Source organism: Flavobacterium sp. DG2-3, assembly GCF_030730925.1.
GTDB lineage: Bacteria > Bacteroidota > Bacteroidia > Flavobacteriales > Flavobacteriaceae > Flavobacterium.
Map to the genome: position 1 here is coordinate 164,276 of NZ_JAVAMB010000007.1, position 15,208 is coordinate 179,483.

Genomic DNA, 15,208 nt, shown 5'->3' on the forward strand with positions numbered 1-15,208 from the left:
TTAAATTATTTTTCCAACCAATATTGCGGCATCATCGGTTCCTCTCACATTATCCTTATACAAGGCCGAAGCTATAATTCCCGGACTCTGTTTAATTATGGAAGCCAGATCATTAAGATGCAGTCCCGTACGCAGTCCGTCACTGTGCATTATAATAATCTGATGTTTTTGATAAGGGTCGATGGTGCCCTTTATAGTCCGTGGAATATTATGGCCTATAATGCCATTATATGGCGTATAGGTTTTGCTGTCGAGCCCGTTATAGATCCGCGTATTGATATTGCCTATGCCGCAGATATTCCAAGTTTGCGCCTCATAATCGGCAATGGCAACAGTAGCTACAAGCCCCCTGCCTTTTTTAACGTGCTGATGAACATGGCGCAGCACTGCCGCAGGATCAGTTTCTGCGCATTGCTTAAAAGCTTTGACTGCCTGTTCAACTGCTTCGCGGGCCTTTACCCCATGGCCTAATCCGTCTCCAAAAAAAATCTGAAAGCCTTTTCTGGAATATTTGATATGGTATCCGTCTCCGCATACCCGTTCGCCCGGATAAGTTACACTGAGCCCTGCTATATCCAATCCTGCATTTGAGTTGGGGAATGCAGCATCGGCTTTATCGCAAATCTTAATGTATTGGACGGTTCCCCAGCCGCGTAAGGAATAGATCTGAAAATCATTGCTTAATCTTTTAATGGCGCCCATGCCCTGTCCCAATGTGCTGGAGGTGTAATAGCCGTCTTTCATTATTTTGGCAAGATTATCAATGCCACTTCCTTTATCAAGACAGTATATTTCTATCACATTGCAGCTTCCATTGTGATGCGCCCTGTAAAGCAGATCGCCCCCGCCAGCATATTTGATAAGATTAGAAGCGAGTTCTGCGATAATAATGTCAGTTTCCGCCGCCCTGTGCGGCTTGAAGCCTAACTGAAGCGCTAAGTTGTGTATCTCCCTTTTAATTAAAGCGATAAGACTCCTATCGTCAATTTTATAAACGCAAAAAGCACTATCCATTTTTCCATTTTATTATAGTTACGGTTGTGCCGTTTCCCAATTCTGTCTGAATATCAAATTCATTCACCAGCCTTTTTGTGCCAGGAAGGCCAAGCCCCAAACTTTTTCCGGTGCTGTAGCCGTCCTGCATGGCCAGATTTATATCTTTTATCCCTGGCCCTTTATCAATAAAAACCACACGGACACCGAAATCCCGTCCATTGGTTACAGATTCTATGATAACCCTTCCTCCTCCCCCATATTGAAGAAGATTGCGGACAAGCTCGCTTGTGGCAGTGATCAGTTTGGTCTGGTTTAAAATACCCATTCCAATTTTTACGCCGTATTCCTTCACGAGGTTGCGCAACGGAACTACATCCTGCTCTTTTGCTATAAACAGTTCTTCTTTATCGGCTGCTGTCGTCATATGCCTGCTCCTCCTTATCGCCATTGTACATTTTCGCGCGAAGCAAATCCATGCCTTTTTCAACATTTAGGGCGCTTATAACACCATTTAAAGACAGTCCAAGTTCAACAAGCGTAATAGCGACAGCGGGCTGCATGCCGACCACAACAGTCTGTGCGTCCATAATTTTTGACATTACGGCAATGTTTCCTAAAATTCTTCCCATAAAGGAATCGATAATGGAAACCGCCGATATATCAATCAAAACGCCTTTTGAATTATTCTTTTTGATAGCATTTATTAAATCAGATTCAAGATTTTCAGCCAATTGGTCATACAGATCGACCTGTATGGTAACCAGCAGAAAATCTCCCATCTTGAGTATTGGAATTCTTTCCATTTCAGTGATCTTAATTCGTAATTTTTCTTTTCACAACTGTGAGCTGAAGCATATCAAAGGCTGTTTGAAGTGCGCTTGCCAATGAAGCCTTAGTAATAATGCCCGTAAGATCAATTCCTAAATGAACCACCGTCTGAGCAATTTCAGGGCGTATGCCGCTTATAATGCATTCTGCACCCATTAGCCGTGTTGCACTTACAGTTTTTATAAGATGCTGCGCTACCAGGGAATCTACTGCCGGCACGCCTGAAATGTCAAGTATGGCGATCGAACTTCCCGTATCCACAATCTGCTGCAATAAATTTTCCATTACCACCTGGGTTCTGGAACTGTCCAGCGTGCCAATGATAGGAAGCGCCACAATACCATCCCAGACGCGGATTACAGGAGTCGAAATCTCGCTGATCTCATCAATCTGCCTTGAAATGACTTCTTCCCGCCCTTTCATACAGGATTCAAAAGTCAGTATTGCCATATTATCAAGAAGTTTGCTCAACTCTAAATTAGCGCTGTACAATTTTGAAGGATCAGACTCCATTTCTGAAAGAATTTTAGAAGCCGCTTCCTTAAAAGCAATGAGGTATTGGGCATTTTCACGAGGCGAAAAACCGCGTCTGCCCCTCGAACTTGAAATTCCGACCAGCAGATCGTAAACATTTTCGAATTCGTCTGAATCCGCATTTCCATTTGAATGCTTTAAAGCATCCAGCAGAAGGGAAACGAACTCCTTTGATTCTTCTTCTTCCGTTGAACCGTCAGTAGAACCGCTAGCTTGTAAAAGCTGGGACCATTCGGCCAATAATTTGTTTTGGTGCTCTTTCAAGCTTGCCAGGAGACTGTTCTGCATTTGCTGTGATATTTGGATTCCCGTAAATGTAGACAATTAAATCCATCAAATTACCGAATTCAGAAAATACGTGCAAAATTATCCACCTTTAATCAATTTGCATGTGATAAATGGCAACCCGCAAAAGGAGAAAAATGCCCCAAACGCGAGAATGCCCGAAAATTGGCTGCGGAACACCCCCCTTTAAAAAGAACGGCAGTAAAAAATTAATTTTTAAAAATAATAAGGTGAATGCAGATACACCTGAAAACTACCCTTGGATGAGGAGAATTTCCAGAACGAAAACTCGGTCAATAAAGGACAGCAGAAAGGTTCTTCCCGTATGATTCCCGATGAGGCGACCTGCTTTAGATTATTAATTCTGACAGAAATTACAAGGATAACAAATCAATATCTTAGGGCTGCTTCAAAATTTACCCGGAACTATCGGACATCAGAGGCCGCTGCAGACAGATATCCGGATGCCAACTGTACGCCCAGCTTGTGGCTTTCCAATATCTGCTTTAAATTGCATGTTGTTACAATTCTCTATAGTATAATTTAAACTGCCCGTTGGAAGAATAAGCTTGAACCATTCCGTCATCAAAATCTCTGGTGAGATAATCCTTAAAGTATCTGTCGAAATCTTCGAGCACCTGCGGCACTATGAAAATTCTCATTGTGCCACCCCTCAAAGTGGTAAAGTCTGGATAGTTAGCTTTATTCTTTTTCGCAATTTCATACGTCATGCTTCATAAATTATGTGCAGACAATATGCTGGAATACTCCCGCAATGTTTTCTATAGAATTAATATTGTGCTGCAGTGCTTAATAAATTATTGCAGGTGCAAATATGCCGCTTACCGATTTAGCGGCAATAAATTTAAAAATTAGTTTTATATCAGCCTAAATTTATCCGTAATTTTTTGCAGCTTCCGGTGCACTGCACGACATCTTCTAAAATGCTTTCAAACGCACTGGCTTTCAATGTCATACTTATTGGCTTGCAAATAGGGGGCCGGACCACCGAGTGGCCAATATGGATCTGGCCGCCGCCCCTTTTATGCTGATGCTTGACTCTTACTTTTTCTTGCTGACTTTATATTTACAGAAAGGATTACAGCTGCCGCCTCTGCAGACCGGATATTTTGCAGCAGCCCAGGGACTGGGTTTTGGGAGCTAAAGGTTCAATTAACATTTTTTTTTAGGCTGGTTTGCCTTACAAATAACCCAGCCCCCACTTTTAAAAAAGATATCTTTCTGCTGTTGGAGGCAGTGAGGAATTAATTTCCAAGGGCAGGTAAATGCTGAAAACAGCGCCCTTTAGCGAACTGCCCTGCGCGCTTATAGCCCCATGGTGGTTATCGACAATTTTTTTGCATATGGAAAGGCCGATACCCGTGCCTTCAAACTGTGATTTGGAATGAAGCCTTTGAAAAACCCCGAAAATCTTATCCGCTTCTTCAGGAAGAAAACCGATCCCGTTATCGGAGACCGTAATTTTGACATAATCAGCTTCAGCGATAAGGTGATTGCTTAGTTTTTCCGCTTTATCGGCCTTGGCAGCGGTAATTTTAATGACCGGAGTGCATCCTTCCCGCTGGAATTTTAGTGCGTTGCCGATAAGATTGCCCAGCAGCTGGCTTAACTGCAGCGGCTGTCCGGGAATTTCCGGAATATCTGAAATCTCCAAAACGGCCCCCTTTTCTTCTATCAGCAGTTCGAAGTCTGCCAGAATTTCCACGATGATCTGATTGAGATCCACCATTGAAAAGGAACCTGCAGCTTTATTAAGCTGAGAGAATGCAAGGACATCCTGCACCAGCGACTGCATCCGGGCAGCGGATTGCCCGATCTTTCTCAGGTGTTCCTGGGACCTGCTGTCCAGCATAGGGCCTGCCTTGTCCTGGAGCATCTGAGAGAAAATACTGATTTTCCGAAGCGGCTCCTGCAGGTCATGAGAGGCTATGTAGGCGAACTGCGCCAGATCCGCGTTAGAGCGTGCCAGGTTTTCATTTGCCTCTACCAGCATTTCAGTTCTGACTTTTATCAGTTCTTCAACCCTCTGGCGTGCCAAGACCTGTTCGGTAACATTATTGGAAATGGCAATAACGCCCAGCACCTCGCCGCTGCCGTCCCTGTAAGGTTCATAAATAAAGTTCTGGTACACAACCTCTGGAGTTCCGAAACGTATAAGATGCACAGGCATTTCACTGGCCGTGAAGGTTTCGCCGGTTTTAAACACCTGGTCCAGAAGGCCCTCCAGCCCCTGCTCCCTTGCATCGGGCAGTCCTTCAAAGATTGGCCTCTGCATTACCTCTTGCCTGTCTTTTCCCCAGAGATTGACCATATGCTCGTTGGCTATCTCCACTGTATGGGAAGGCCCAAGCATCAGGCACATGGAGACAGGCGCCTGCATGATCAGGCTGCGGAAATTCTCCTGGCTCTGTGCCATCTTAAGCTTGGCGATATTAAGGTCAGTAACATCTGCAGCGGTATTCATCACCCCGTATACCCTGCCCTTATCGTCAAAAAGCGGCGTAAAGCTGTAATTGAAATAAAAGGTCTGCAGTTTTCCGTCCCTCTGCAGGTCAACCCGCTGGTTTTTGGCATGATAAGGCTCCCCGGAATTATAAACCTGCTGCAGAAGCGGGTAGATTTCCTGGCTTTCCAGTTCGGGAAGCACCTCAAAATAGGTTTTTCCAACCAGGTCCCCCCCTTTTCCCCAGGCATCAATAATGGACTGGTTTAGCATCCTGATGCGCATCTGTGGCCCTTCATAGACTCCGATTGGAAACGGAGCGGCATCAATGAGCGAACGCAGCTCATGGGCATGGTCTTCATGCTCAGAGCATACCGCGGCCACGCCTTCGACCACAGGGCCGTTGCCAAACACCGGAGTGTAATTAAATACGCATAATCTGCCGTTAAGGAAAATCTTTTCCTGCATCGGAAACTGGCCTTCTTGGATAGACTGCAGCGCGGTGTGCATTATCTTTGTAACGGAAGGCCCAAAAAGGCTCCACAGACCGGCGCTCTGCGGCCCTGGCTGCCCTTGACTGGGACGGTCGCTGGGAAAATTCTCAAGGCCGGAGTCATTGCAGAACTGCAGGTGATCCTTTCCCCACCATACAAACATAGGCAGTTTAGAGCACAGCAGCATACACAGGATGCTGCGCAGAGCGGCAGGCCACTGCCCCGGAGGCCCTAATCTGCTCTGGCTCCAGTCGGCCTTTCTCAGGGCGTCCCCCATCGCAGTTTTGGGCACAAAATAGAATTCGTCGTTTAATGGGGATTGGTCTTGAATCATAAAGATCATTTAATTAAATGTAATACAGCAGGCCGGCATCTCAAAGATAAGGAACTTTTTTACTTTCAGGCAGATTTTCAGCGGCCGCTGAAAACCGTATTTTATTTGGAAGCAAGCAGTGCGGTTTTAAGCGCTTCAAAAGCATCTTCGAGAGTTATTTTAAGCGTATGGTCCGGGTTTTCAATTTTTGCAATTACATCAGAAAGTATCTGCTGGACGCAGCTGCCGTACACCTCGCCTTTTGTCTGCGGGATTTCAAAAGATCCCGATACGATGTGATCAGCGTCATACAAAATTCCAGATATCAGCGTGGATTCTTTCTCAGCCGCAACTCCGGATTCTGATGCGCCCCATCCTTCCGGGCGTGATACGTCTCCGGCTTTTGCAAACTCCTGCGCCTGAGTTTCAGACCACCTTGGGAGTCTGGACAGCTCTTCGCGGCTCTGCGCATTTACAAGCGCTTTCAGGTTTCCTTTCATCGGCATCCAGCCCTCTATGGTAATCCTGGCAAGATCATAGACCAGATTGATTGTGGTCTGCTCAAAAAAGCCGGGCCCGGAGAAGGCATGGTAATAATTTGCTATAAGGCCCTCATCGTATAAAACCATGGCAGCCACACGGTCGCGCTGATGCTCATTTCTTTTATGGGACACGCCGTAAACCTGAGAATATTTCTGTCCCCCCACAGCATTGATGATATCAAAAAAATGCACCCCGTGTTCCACCATAATCCCGCCTGACACATCCTCATTCCAGAACCAGTGGCTTTCGGGCAGGGATTCATCCTGCGCGTAGTTGTTTACCACAGCGTGGCGCAGCCTCCCCAGTGCGCCGTCCTGTCCTAGCTGGATGACCGCGTTTATAATGGGGTTATAACGGATCATATGGTTAACGGTAATAATCCTGCCGGTCTTCTGCTGCACTCTGAAAATCTCCTCTGCCTGCCGCTCTGTTATGGACAGCGGCTTTTCCAGCAGCACGTGCTTTCCGGCCTGCATTGCGGCGCAGGCCATTTCGCTGTGCAGCCCCGGAGGCGTCACAATGCTTACAATTTCAATTTCCGGGTCATTTACCAGATCTTTCCAATCACTGTACACCCTGCAGTTCTCTGCTTCTTTTATGTGGGATCCATGGTCTGCAACTGCGGCCACCTGCACATTTTCAAGTTTTGACCACCAGTGGTGCAGGAATTTTCCAAATCCCCCGTATCCTATTATTCCAACTTTATATCTTTTCATAAGAATTCTTTTTTTGTTTACCAATTAATCGGGCAGCTCCACAATGCTTTTAGGTTCTAGCCTTGCCTGCGCATTCATATGATGCCTGTATCTGCTGGATGTTTCATACGCAAGTTTTCTCACGCGCATGATATTCCCCAGCGGACGATGCTCGGGCAGGCAGTGGAACGGATTAAAACTCAGCACATCATCGGCATAAACCCTCCGCTGGGGGCTGAAGGTTTCCTGTGGCGGAAAAGCCAGCTTTGCCACCGGCTGATAAGGGCTTTCATCTTCCGGCCACTGCACCGAACCGTCCTCTACCGGCATTTTTTCCAGATCTGTGCAAAGCTGTGCGCTTAATTCATATTCTGCCGTATTGGATCTGAAAAAATCAGCTATAATTTTGGTCAGAAAAGCATTTTCGTCCTCATCAATTATCTCGCTTTCAATTTTTTTGCCAGACAGTCCCTTTACATTTTCAGACAATGGTTTTACGTTAATCTTTGCCACATAATCCCCGTAACGAAGTGCTGCCATACTAAAATAGGCATCGCCTAAAATGTGCGGTCCCGGTGCGCTTAATTTGTTTGTATTATCTGCCAGACCTACAGCGGCCATAACATTCTGCACCCCTACAGCGGCTTTCTGCGCAATCTGCTGGAACAGTTCGCCGCTTTGGGCCTGGCTCTCCAGACCTTCCTGCATTTTTAAATATTCATTTATTGTTCCTGTTGGAATTATTGGATAATTCACCAGCAGAAAATCCTGCGTCAGGGCATCTGACAGTTCAGGTAAAAATTTCTCTCCTTCTACTCCTATTATTTTGATTGCCATTCCTCTGAAGGCTGACAATTTATCTGGTACTATAGAACCTTGAGCCGTAGAAAAACGCACAATAACGGGATAGGTTTTAGGCTCTGCAAATAGTCCCTGAGCTAAATGTTCCGGCAGATTTTCATAAATGGTAATTTCGCCTTTTAAAACGGCATGGCTTTTGGCATGGGCATCTCTTATCGCATGACGGTATTTCTCGTACATCAGACGGTTTACTCTCGCCATGGAATCTACAATTTTCCGACTGATTTCCTGTTCATCCGGCTGCTGCACTTCTACCGAATCGCTGTAACGGATATAATGGGTGGATAAAGTCATAAAGTTTTTTTTAGTCTGATTTTATTTTTTTGCCGGACTGAACACCGCCTGCTGCAGGGAGAATTTTTTTGAAGGAACATTATTGCCTTCGGTCAGTTCGCTGAAATTGGCATTCATAATCCATGTTTCCGAACCAGTTGTTGCAGCCGTTGACGGAAAAGCAAACCGGTCTTCGACAGAGGTCGATTCTGCAACCTGTGCGGTTGTCCAGTTATCGGCCGTTATTAATTTGAAAATTTTATTTACCCCGCCGTTCTGCACCAGTGTCAGGGTATTATTATCGTCTAGAAGAAGTCCGTCTGCACTTGGAAAAAACTGATCTATTTTAACTTTAGTGCCTTTTTCGGGATTATTAAGTTCTATTTTTACCAGTGCACCGGTGCCGTTATTGGCAACAATTAAAAATCCCTGCGGATGAAAAACAATTCCGTTTGGTCCTACTCCGGCCGATTTTAACAGTTCGCTTCTGCTGAAAACAGCTGCCTTTCCATTGGTGTCCGCTTTATAAATTACATCGGCATAACTGTCCGTAACATACACGCTGCCCTGCTTGTCAAAAGCCAGGTCATTTGGGAAATGCTCTCCCGCAGCAAGGCCTGACAAATCAGTATCAGACAATTTTTTTCCGGATTTTATATCAATAGAAACCAGTCTTGCCATCTTCTTTTTAGTTTCGGGCGTGCTGAATTTGCTGTAATTGGCATCTGCTGCACAGAAAAAAAGCCGTTTTCCGTCCGGATGCACTTTTATCCCATAAGTCGACTTTAAAGATTTATCTGCATACAATTCGGTATATTTTCCCTCCCTGGTTACTTTTCCAACGGTTCCCAATCGCGCGGAAGTAACATAAAATGCATTCGAAGCTTTATCAAAAGCAACCCCTTCCGGATATGATTCCGGCGCTTCAAATTCAATTCGTTTTGTAGGCTGCTGTGCCCAGATTGCCTGAACAGACAGCATGAGTATGATAAACTTTTTCATAATTTATTTGTGTTTAAGGGCATAAATAATTCCATTTGCATCATCAGAAACATACACTACATCATTGCCAATGGCAAGACCGGCAGGTCTTCCAAAACGCTCATTTCCAATTAAAAATCCACTTAAAAAATCATCAGAGCTTACTGGATTTCCTTTTTTGTCAAATTTGATTCTTTCTACTTTGTATCCGCTCGGGTTTTGTCTGTTCCACGATCCGTGCCAGCATACCAGTGCATCGCCTTTGTTATTTCCCTGCTGAAAAAAGGCAAACGCAATCGGTGCGCTGTGAGCGGGAAATTCCATTACAGAAGGCTGTGTGGCTTTTACCCATCCTTCCTTTGTATTTCCCACAGGATCTTCCCTGCTCTGGTCAACGACACGTTTTCCATAAGCAAAAGGAAATCCGTAATTGCCACCCAGTACAATATGATTTAATTCTTCCGGCGGCCAGTCGTCGCCCTTTGTATCTCCGCCATTGTCCGCGCCCCACATTTCTTTTGTCTGGGGATGCCAGTCAAAACCTATCATATTGCGAAGTCCCGATGCATATAAAGTCCTTTTCCAGGTCTGCGGATCCACCTGAAGCAGTGAAGCGGTTTCTTTGTCGCTTTCTTTGCAGTCATTGCAGACGCTTCCCACAGAAATATACAATTTGCCGTCTGGCCCAAAATCCATAGTCCGGTTAGCGTGCTGTCCGCCGCTGGGCAGATCGTTAATTAACGTATCAGCAACTTTTCCAAAAGTACCATCTGTGTTTAAAGCATATCGAAGCACTTTGCTGTTATTGCACAAATACATAAAATTGTCTTTTGAGGTGATTCCGTGAACACCCGGAAAATCAGCAACACGCATCAAATCATCAAACCTGCCGTCTTTATCAGTGTCTTTGAGCATCAGCACATCGCCGGCATCGCGGCGGGTTACATACAATTGTCCGCTTTTGCCAACATACAGCATTCGAGGTTTTCCTAAACCTTTAGCCACCGGAGTTACCTGCCAGCCCTGGGCAGTTTTTAGTCCCGAGGCCAATTCGGTGCTGTATTCTAAATGTGTTGGGAAATTGGTGATTGTCGTTTTTTTTGTGTCTTCCTTGGGCGAAATCCCTTTTTGGGCATAAGACATGCAGCTTAAACCCAAAAGCAGTATAAAAGTGATTTTTGTTTTCATAAGGATTGTTAAGTGTTGATATTGCGGTTCAATTACTTTGAAAGATATTCATTTTGTGAAGCTTGTTAAATTTATTAAACACTGAAAGTCAAAACCTTACATTATATTAAAAATAATATTATATGATTTACAGTCTTTTATCCTTAAACGGCCGATGGAGACTCTAAAAGGAAGTCACAGAACCGGCAAGCAGCTTCACATCCTTTGTTAAAAAAGTGACAAATCTTTTTTACGTCTTCAAATAATTTAATTTCAGCATAATCGGGCCTAAAAACAAGCAATAAAAATAGTAGAACCGATTTGCCTTATGCTGTGGCCTGTGCAATCGTAAAATATAAATATTATTCTTTTATAAGATCTTCAAAATGAATTGGCAGGTTATTGATCCTTTTACCCGTTGCGTGGAAAATTGCGTTAGCGATCGCCGCAGGAATTGCAGTCATGCCAATTTCACCGACACCTTTAATTCCCAATTCGTTAATCAGCGTATCGTTTTCTTCAGCAAAAATAACTTCCATTTCTGGAATGTCTGCATGGACAGGAATATGGTATTCGCCCAGATTGGCATTCATATATTTTCCAAGATTTGGATCAATCAGCGTTTCCTCGTGCAGTGCCTTGCTGATTCCCCAGATCATGGAGCCCAATATTTGGCTTTTTGCCGTCTTCGGATTGATTATTTTTCCTGCTGCAACCGCCGTAACAGCTCTAGTAACAGTTATACTTCCTAAATCTTTATCTATTTCAACCTCAACAAATGAAGCGCTATGAGTCGCTTTGCTATATTTTCTGAGTTTCAGCAGATCTGGTCCTCCCAATTTGGTAACTTTAAACTCTTTACCATTATTAATTTTAATAAGCTGCTGAAATGAAATGAAAATATCCGGCTGATTTACTACACTAACGGCACGGTTTCGAAAAACAATCTGATGTTCTGGAATTTTTTCAAAAGGAGAATTATCCATATCTTTTATTTTCTTTATGATTTTCTTCTTTAGTTCCCTGATGGCAGCGACAATTGCCGTACCAGTAGAAGACGTAATGGCTGAACCTCCCTGAAACATGGAAAAAGGCTTTTTGCTGTCGCCATAAAAAAACAATACTTCATTGGCAGAAATCCCAAATTCATCGGCAGCTATCTGCGTCATAGCGGTCAGGGTTCCTGTGCCAATGTCGGTTGTGGCATTATGCACTTCCAGCCGGCCTTCTTTAGTTAATGCAGCTCCAGCCCTGGCGGGAAATTGGTATGCATCCCAAATGCCGGTTGCCATACCCCAGCCTACCAGCCTATTTCCTTTTTTTGTGCTTGCGGGTTTTGGATTTCGCATATGCCAGCCAAATTTTTCGGCACCTTTTTCGTAACATTGCTTTAATTCTTTGCTGGTAAAAGGTTTTTGCGTGGAAGGATCAATTTGCGAATAATTGTTAAGACGAAAATCCAAAGGATCCAAATTCAATTTATAGGCCAGTTCGTCCATAATGCATTCAATTGCATGCATACCGCTCACTCCTCCCGGCGCTCTCATATCGATAGGTGTGGCAAGGTCTAGCGGAGCCAGCTTATATTCAAATAAGGTATTCGCAGCCGGATACAGTTTATGGCTCCAGGGAACCAGAATTTCATTATAATCTTCATAAGCAGAAGTCTCGCCAACCGCGCTGTGATTCATAGCTGTTACTTTTCCGCTATTGTCGGCTCCGAACCGTAGTGACTGGACTACCTGAGGTCTGTGCCCAAACGAGAACATTTGTTTTCTTTCGAGTGTAACACGAACATTTCTTTTAAGTTCCAACGATGCCAGCACGCACAAAAACAATTGATACTGCGGACGAAGGCCTGACCCAAAAGCGCCTCCGACATACGGCGCCAGCACTCTGACATTTTTATATTTCAAGCCAAAAACATTGGCTACATAAAGCTGATTGTTTATTGTTCCCTGCGTTTTATCATAAATGGTCAATTTTCCATCGCCTTCATAAATAGTGGTTGTTGCAAAGAGCTCCATCGGATTGTGATGTTCGGTTCCGTGACGGTACTGGGCTGCAGCTGTAAATTCTGCACTTGCGTAGGCCTCTTCAAAGTTACCCGTTGGCTTTGGCGGAGGCGGTTTCAGCGGTGTCGCCATTCCTTTTTTCGGTTCTCGCGCCTTATCCTGATTTTGAGATAATACCGTATTAAACGTTTCTTCCTCATAAACAAACTTAATCAAAGTTGAAGCATAACGCGCCGTCTCAAAATCTTCTGCCACAATGAGAGCGATCGGCTGGCCATTATATCTGATACTATTATCGCTCAATGGCTTAAAAACCGTTCCTGGAGGCGCATCCATATCTGCATATTGTATATCGAACCAGGCAAGGCTTGGACGGTTTTCGTGCGTAAATATCTTTACAACTCCCTGAAGTGCGAGTACATCCGAGACATCAATACTTAAGATTTTTCCTTTTGTAATTGTACTGTTGACTACATAACCGTATAGGAGATCCGGAACATTATGCTCTGCTGCATATTGGGCACTTCCGGTAACTTTTTCAAAACCTTCCAGCCGGCTGAGGGGCTGTCCAACTAAGGGTCTATTTTCCATTCTTTTTATTTTTAGATTAAAGTGAAGGGCCAGCCCCCGGAATTTGCGATTCTGGATCTAAAGCCATTTCGCAGGCCCTGATAATTGCCCGCTTGGCAAGAGGTATCTTAAAATCATTATCTCCCCTTCCAACTGCTCCCGCTAAGATACGCTCAGCCGCCAAGGCAAAATTTTCTGCCGCTGCTTTTTTTCCTTTCAGCAGTTCTTCTGCTTCAGGTACGCGCCATGGTTTATGGGCAACTCCGCCTAAAGCGATCCTGGCTTTAGATATCGCATTTCCATCCATTTCAAAAGCGGCTGCAACAGACACCAATGCAAAAGCATACGAATGGCGATCCCGCAATTTTAAATAAGCATAATGCTTTGAAAACTGATTTGGCGGAAGATCAATTGAGGTAATCATTTCGCCTTGCTGTAAATTATTATCAAGATGCGGGGTGTCGCCGGGTAGTCTATGGAAATCAGCAAAAGGAATATGTCGCTCTCCATTTGGTCCCATTACATTTACCACCGCTTCCAGTGCGGCAAGGGCCACGCACATATCAGAGGGAAAAACTGCAATGCAATGCTCGCTTGTCCCTAAAATTGCATGCATACGGTTACAGCCCCCAATAGCGGGACAGCCTGATCCAGGCATGCGTTTGTTGCAGGGAACATCCGGATCGTAAAAATAATAACAGCGGGTGCGCTGCAAAAGATTGCCGCCGTTTGTTGCCATATTTCGTATTTGTGCCGAAGCGCCCGCAAGAATCGCTTTAGATAATAAAGGATAGCGTTTTTCTATAAATGGATGATATGCCGTCGCCGCATTTTTGACCAACGCCCCTAATCGGACACCATTATTGTCAAGTTCTTCAATAGTATTGAGTGCTGCTATATCATTTACATCAATAAGTTTTTCGGGATTTGTCAGATTGTATTTCCAAAGGTCAATAATATTGGTTCCTCCGGCTAAAAACGTCGCTTTATTATCAGTGGATACAGCTTTAATGGCTCCATTGACTGTAATTTCTTTTTTATAATCAAAACTATTCATGACCGCTCCCTTCTTTTACCTGCATGATCGCATCTATTATTCCTTTATTAGCCCCGCAGCGGCAAAGATTACCGCTCATGAGCTCTTTTACCTGCTCACGGGACTGGGCTTTTCCCTCCTGCAGCATGCCAATAGCACTGCAGATCTGTCCAGGCGTACAATAGCCGCATTGAAAAGCATCGTGCTTGATAAAAGCTTTCTGAAGCGGATGAAGTTCCAAACCGTCTGCTATGCCTTCTATTGTTATAATTTCACTGCCGTTTTTTGCCACCGCCAGCGTCAGGCAGCTTAAAATTCTCTGGCCGTTGCACAAAACGGTGCACGCACCGCATTGTCCGTGGTCACATCCTTTTTTTGTACCGGTTAAATTAAGCCGTTCGCGAAGCGCATCTAATAATGAAACCCAGGGAAGAAGCTCCAGCTTATAATCTTTATTATTGATCGTGAGAGAAGTGAGAATCGAAAAATTATTTTTCATAATGAATTGTTTACAAAAGTGTAAAATACATCGATTAACAAAGCTCGTTAAGTAATTTCAGATTTACTTATACTTTAGACTTTCATCGTTACATAATTCTTACAACAATATTGGCGAGACATTTAATCTTGCGCAAAAAAAGGCAGAGCTTATGACTCTGCCTTTGCTATATAAATATTCTGAAAGTTTAAAATCAGAATAATCTCTGAAAAATGCTGTTTTGCGTTTTTGTAGCTAATGCTAAAAAAACAGCAATGCTGCCAAATAGTAAATGAGGCAGAAATACCTTCCCTGCAAAACCGAATATCCATGGCGAAAGCGCAAAAAATAAACCGGATAGTATTTCAATAACAATGTGAGCTTCCATTGGAAGCAGCTTATATATCCCAGCTTCGTAATCTGTCTGCAGGCTTAGAAAGATGGTGAAGATCCCGAATATATAAAAAATGAGACTCTGTGCGGTATGTGCTTCCAAACGAAATAAAGATGGCATAAATAGAAGCAGCAGCCCTATTGAGTAGTCCAGATAACCGTGGAGTTTTGTTTCTAAAAATTTCATAACTTTAATAATTTATTAAGCAAAGTTACCCCCGCAGGCCTTTTGAAAATTTACATTTTTTACTTTGCTGTTTATATAATTTAAGGAGCTTAGAA

At 44.0% G+C, this 15,208-nt stretch carries 14 protein-coding genes; all 14 read right to left on the reverse strand.

Translation table 11 applies throughout. From position 1 onward, the window contains the following. Positions 1 to 1,014, reverse strand: coding sequence for a SpoIIE family protein phosphatase (locus Q9Q97_RS11980; RefSeq protein WP_306157272.1), 1,014 nt, complete (start codon positions 1,012 to 1,014; stop codon positions 1 to 3). Continuing rightward, positions 1,007 to 1,420: an anti-sigma regulatory factor gene (locus Q9Q97_RS11985; protein WP_306157274.1), complete on the reverse strand. Its 414-nt coding sequence runs from the start codon at positions 1,418 to 1,420 to the stop codon at positions 1,007 to 1,009. The genes Q9Q97_RS11980 and Q9Q97_RS11985 overlap by 8 nt, the downstream gene beginning before the upstream one ends. Further along, the gene (locus Q9Q97_RS11990) at positions 1,401 to 1,799 is read right to left on the reverse strand and encodes an STAS domain-containing protein (RefSeq protein ID WP_306157276.1); all 399 of its coding nucleotides are present in this window, start codon (positions 1,797 to 1,799) and stop codon (positions 1,401 to 1,403) included. Before Q9Q97_RS11990 ends, Q9Q97_RS11985 begins: the two co-directional genes overlap by 20 nt. 10 nt (positions 1,800 to 1,809) lie before the next feature. After that, positions 1,810 to 2,646, reverse strand: coding sequence for an STAS domain-containing protein (locus Q9Q97_RS11995; RefSeq protein ID WP_306157278.1), 837 nt, complete (start codon positions 2,644 to 2,646; stop codon positions 1,810 to 1,812). 518 nt (positions 2,647 to 3,164) lie between these two features. Next, entirely contained in the window at positions 3,165 to 3,374 is a 210-nt protein-coding gene (locus tag Q9Q97_RS12000) for a hypothetical protein (protein ID WP_306157280.1), read from the reverse strand. Between the two features lie 494 nt (positions 3,375 to 3,868). Continuing rightward, on the reverse strand, positions 3,869 to 5,935 hold the full coding sequence (locus Q9Q97_RS12005) for an ATP-binding protein (protein ID WP_306157282.1): 2,067 nt from the start codon (positions 5,933 to 5,935) through the stop codon (positions 3,869 to 3,871). Between the two features lie 101 nt (positions 5,936 to 6,036). Next, entirely contained in the window at positions 6,037 to 7,173 is a 1,137-nt protein-coding gene (locus tag Q9Q97_RS12010) for a Gfo/Idh/MocA family protein (protein ID WP_306157284.1), read from the reverse strand. Between the two features lie 24 nt (positions 7,174 to 7,197). Then, positions 7,198 to 8,307 (reverse strand): catalase family protein, encoded by a 1,110-nt coding sequence (locus Q9Q97_RS12015; RefSeq protein WP_306157286.1) that lies wholly within the window; start codon positions 8,305 to 8,307, stop codon positions 7,198 to 7,200. Positions 8,308 to 8,328: 21 nt separating this feature from the next. Beyond that, positions 8,329 to 9,288, reverse strand: coding sequence for an SMP-30/gluconolactonase/LRE family protein (locus Q9Q97_RS12020; protein ID WP_306157288.1), 960 nt, complete (start codon positions 9,286 to 9,288; stop codon positions 8,329 to 8,331). 3 nt (positions 9,289 to 9,291) lie between these two features. Then, positions 9,292 to 10,455 carry a sorbosone dehydrogenase family protein gene (locus tag Q9Q97_RS12025; RefSeq protein WP_306157289.1) on the reverse strand — a complete coding sequence of 388 codons (1,164 nt, stop codon included), beginning with the start codon at positions 10,453 to 10,455 and terminating at the stop codon, positions 9,292 to 9,294. Between the two features lie 341 nt (positions 10,456 to 10,796). Further along, on the reverse strand, positions 10,797 to 13,040 hold the full coding sequence (locus Q9Q97_RS12030) for a xanthine dehydrogenase family protein molybdopterin-binding subunit (RefSeq protein WP_306157291.1): 2,244 nt from the start codon (positions 13,038 to 13,040) through the stop codon (positions 10,797 to 10,799). A 16-nt stretch (positions 13,041 to 13,056) separates the two neighbouring features. After that, on the reverse strand, positions 13,057 to 14,076 hold the full coding sequence (locus Q9Q97_RS12035) for a xanthine dehydrogenase family protein subunit M (protein ID WP_306157293.1): 1,020 nt from the start codon (positions 14,074 to 14,076) through the stop codon (positions 13,057 to 13,059). Continuing rightward, on the reverse strand, positions 14,069 to 14,554 hold the full coding sequence (locus Q9Q97_RS12040; RefSeq protein WP_306157296.1) for a (2Fe-2S)-binding protein: 486 nt from the start codon (positions 14,552 to 14,554) through the stop codon (positions 14,069 to 14,071). Before Q9Q97_RS12040 ends, Q9Q97_RS12035 begins: the two co-directional genes overlap by 8 nt. 193 nt (positions 14,555 to 14,747) lie before the next feature. Continuing rightward, the gene (locus Q9Q97_RS12045) at positions 14,748 to 15,113 is read right to left on the reverse strand and encodes an SPW repeat protein (RefSeq protein ID WP_306157298.1); all 366 of its coding nucleotides are present in this window, start codon (positions 15,111 to 15,113) and stop codon (positions 14,748 to 14,750) included. Between the last annotated feature and the right edge of the window lie 95 nt (positions 15,114 to 15,208).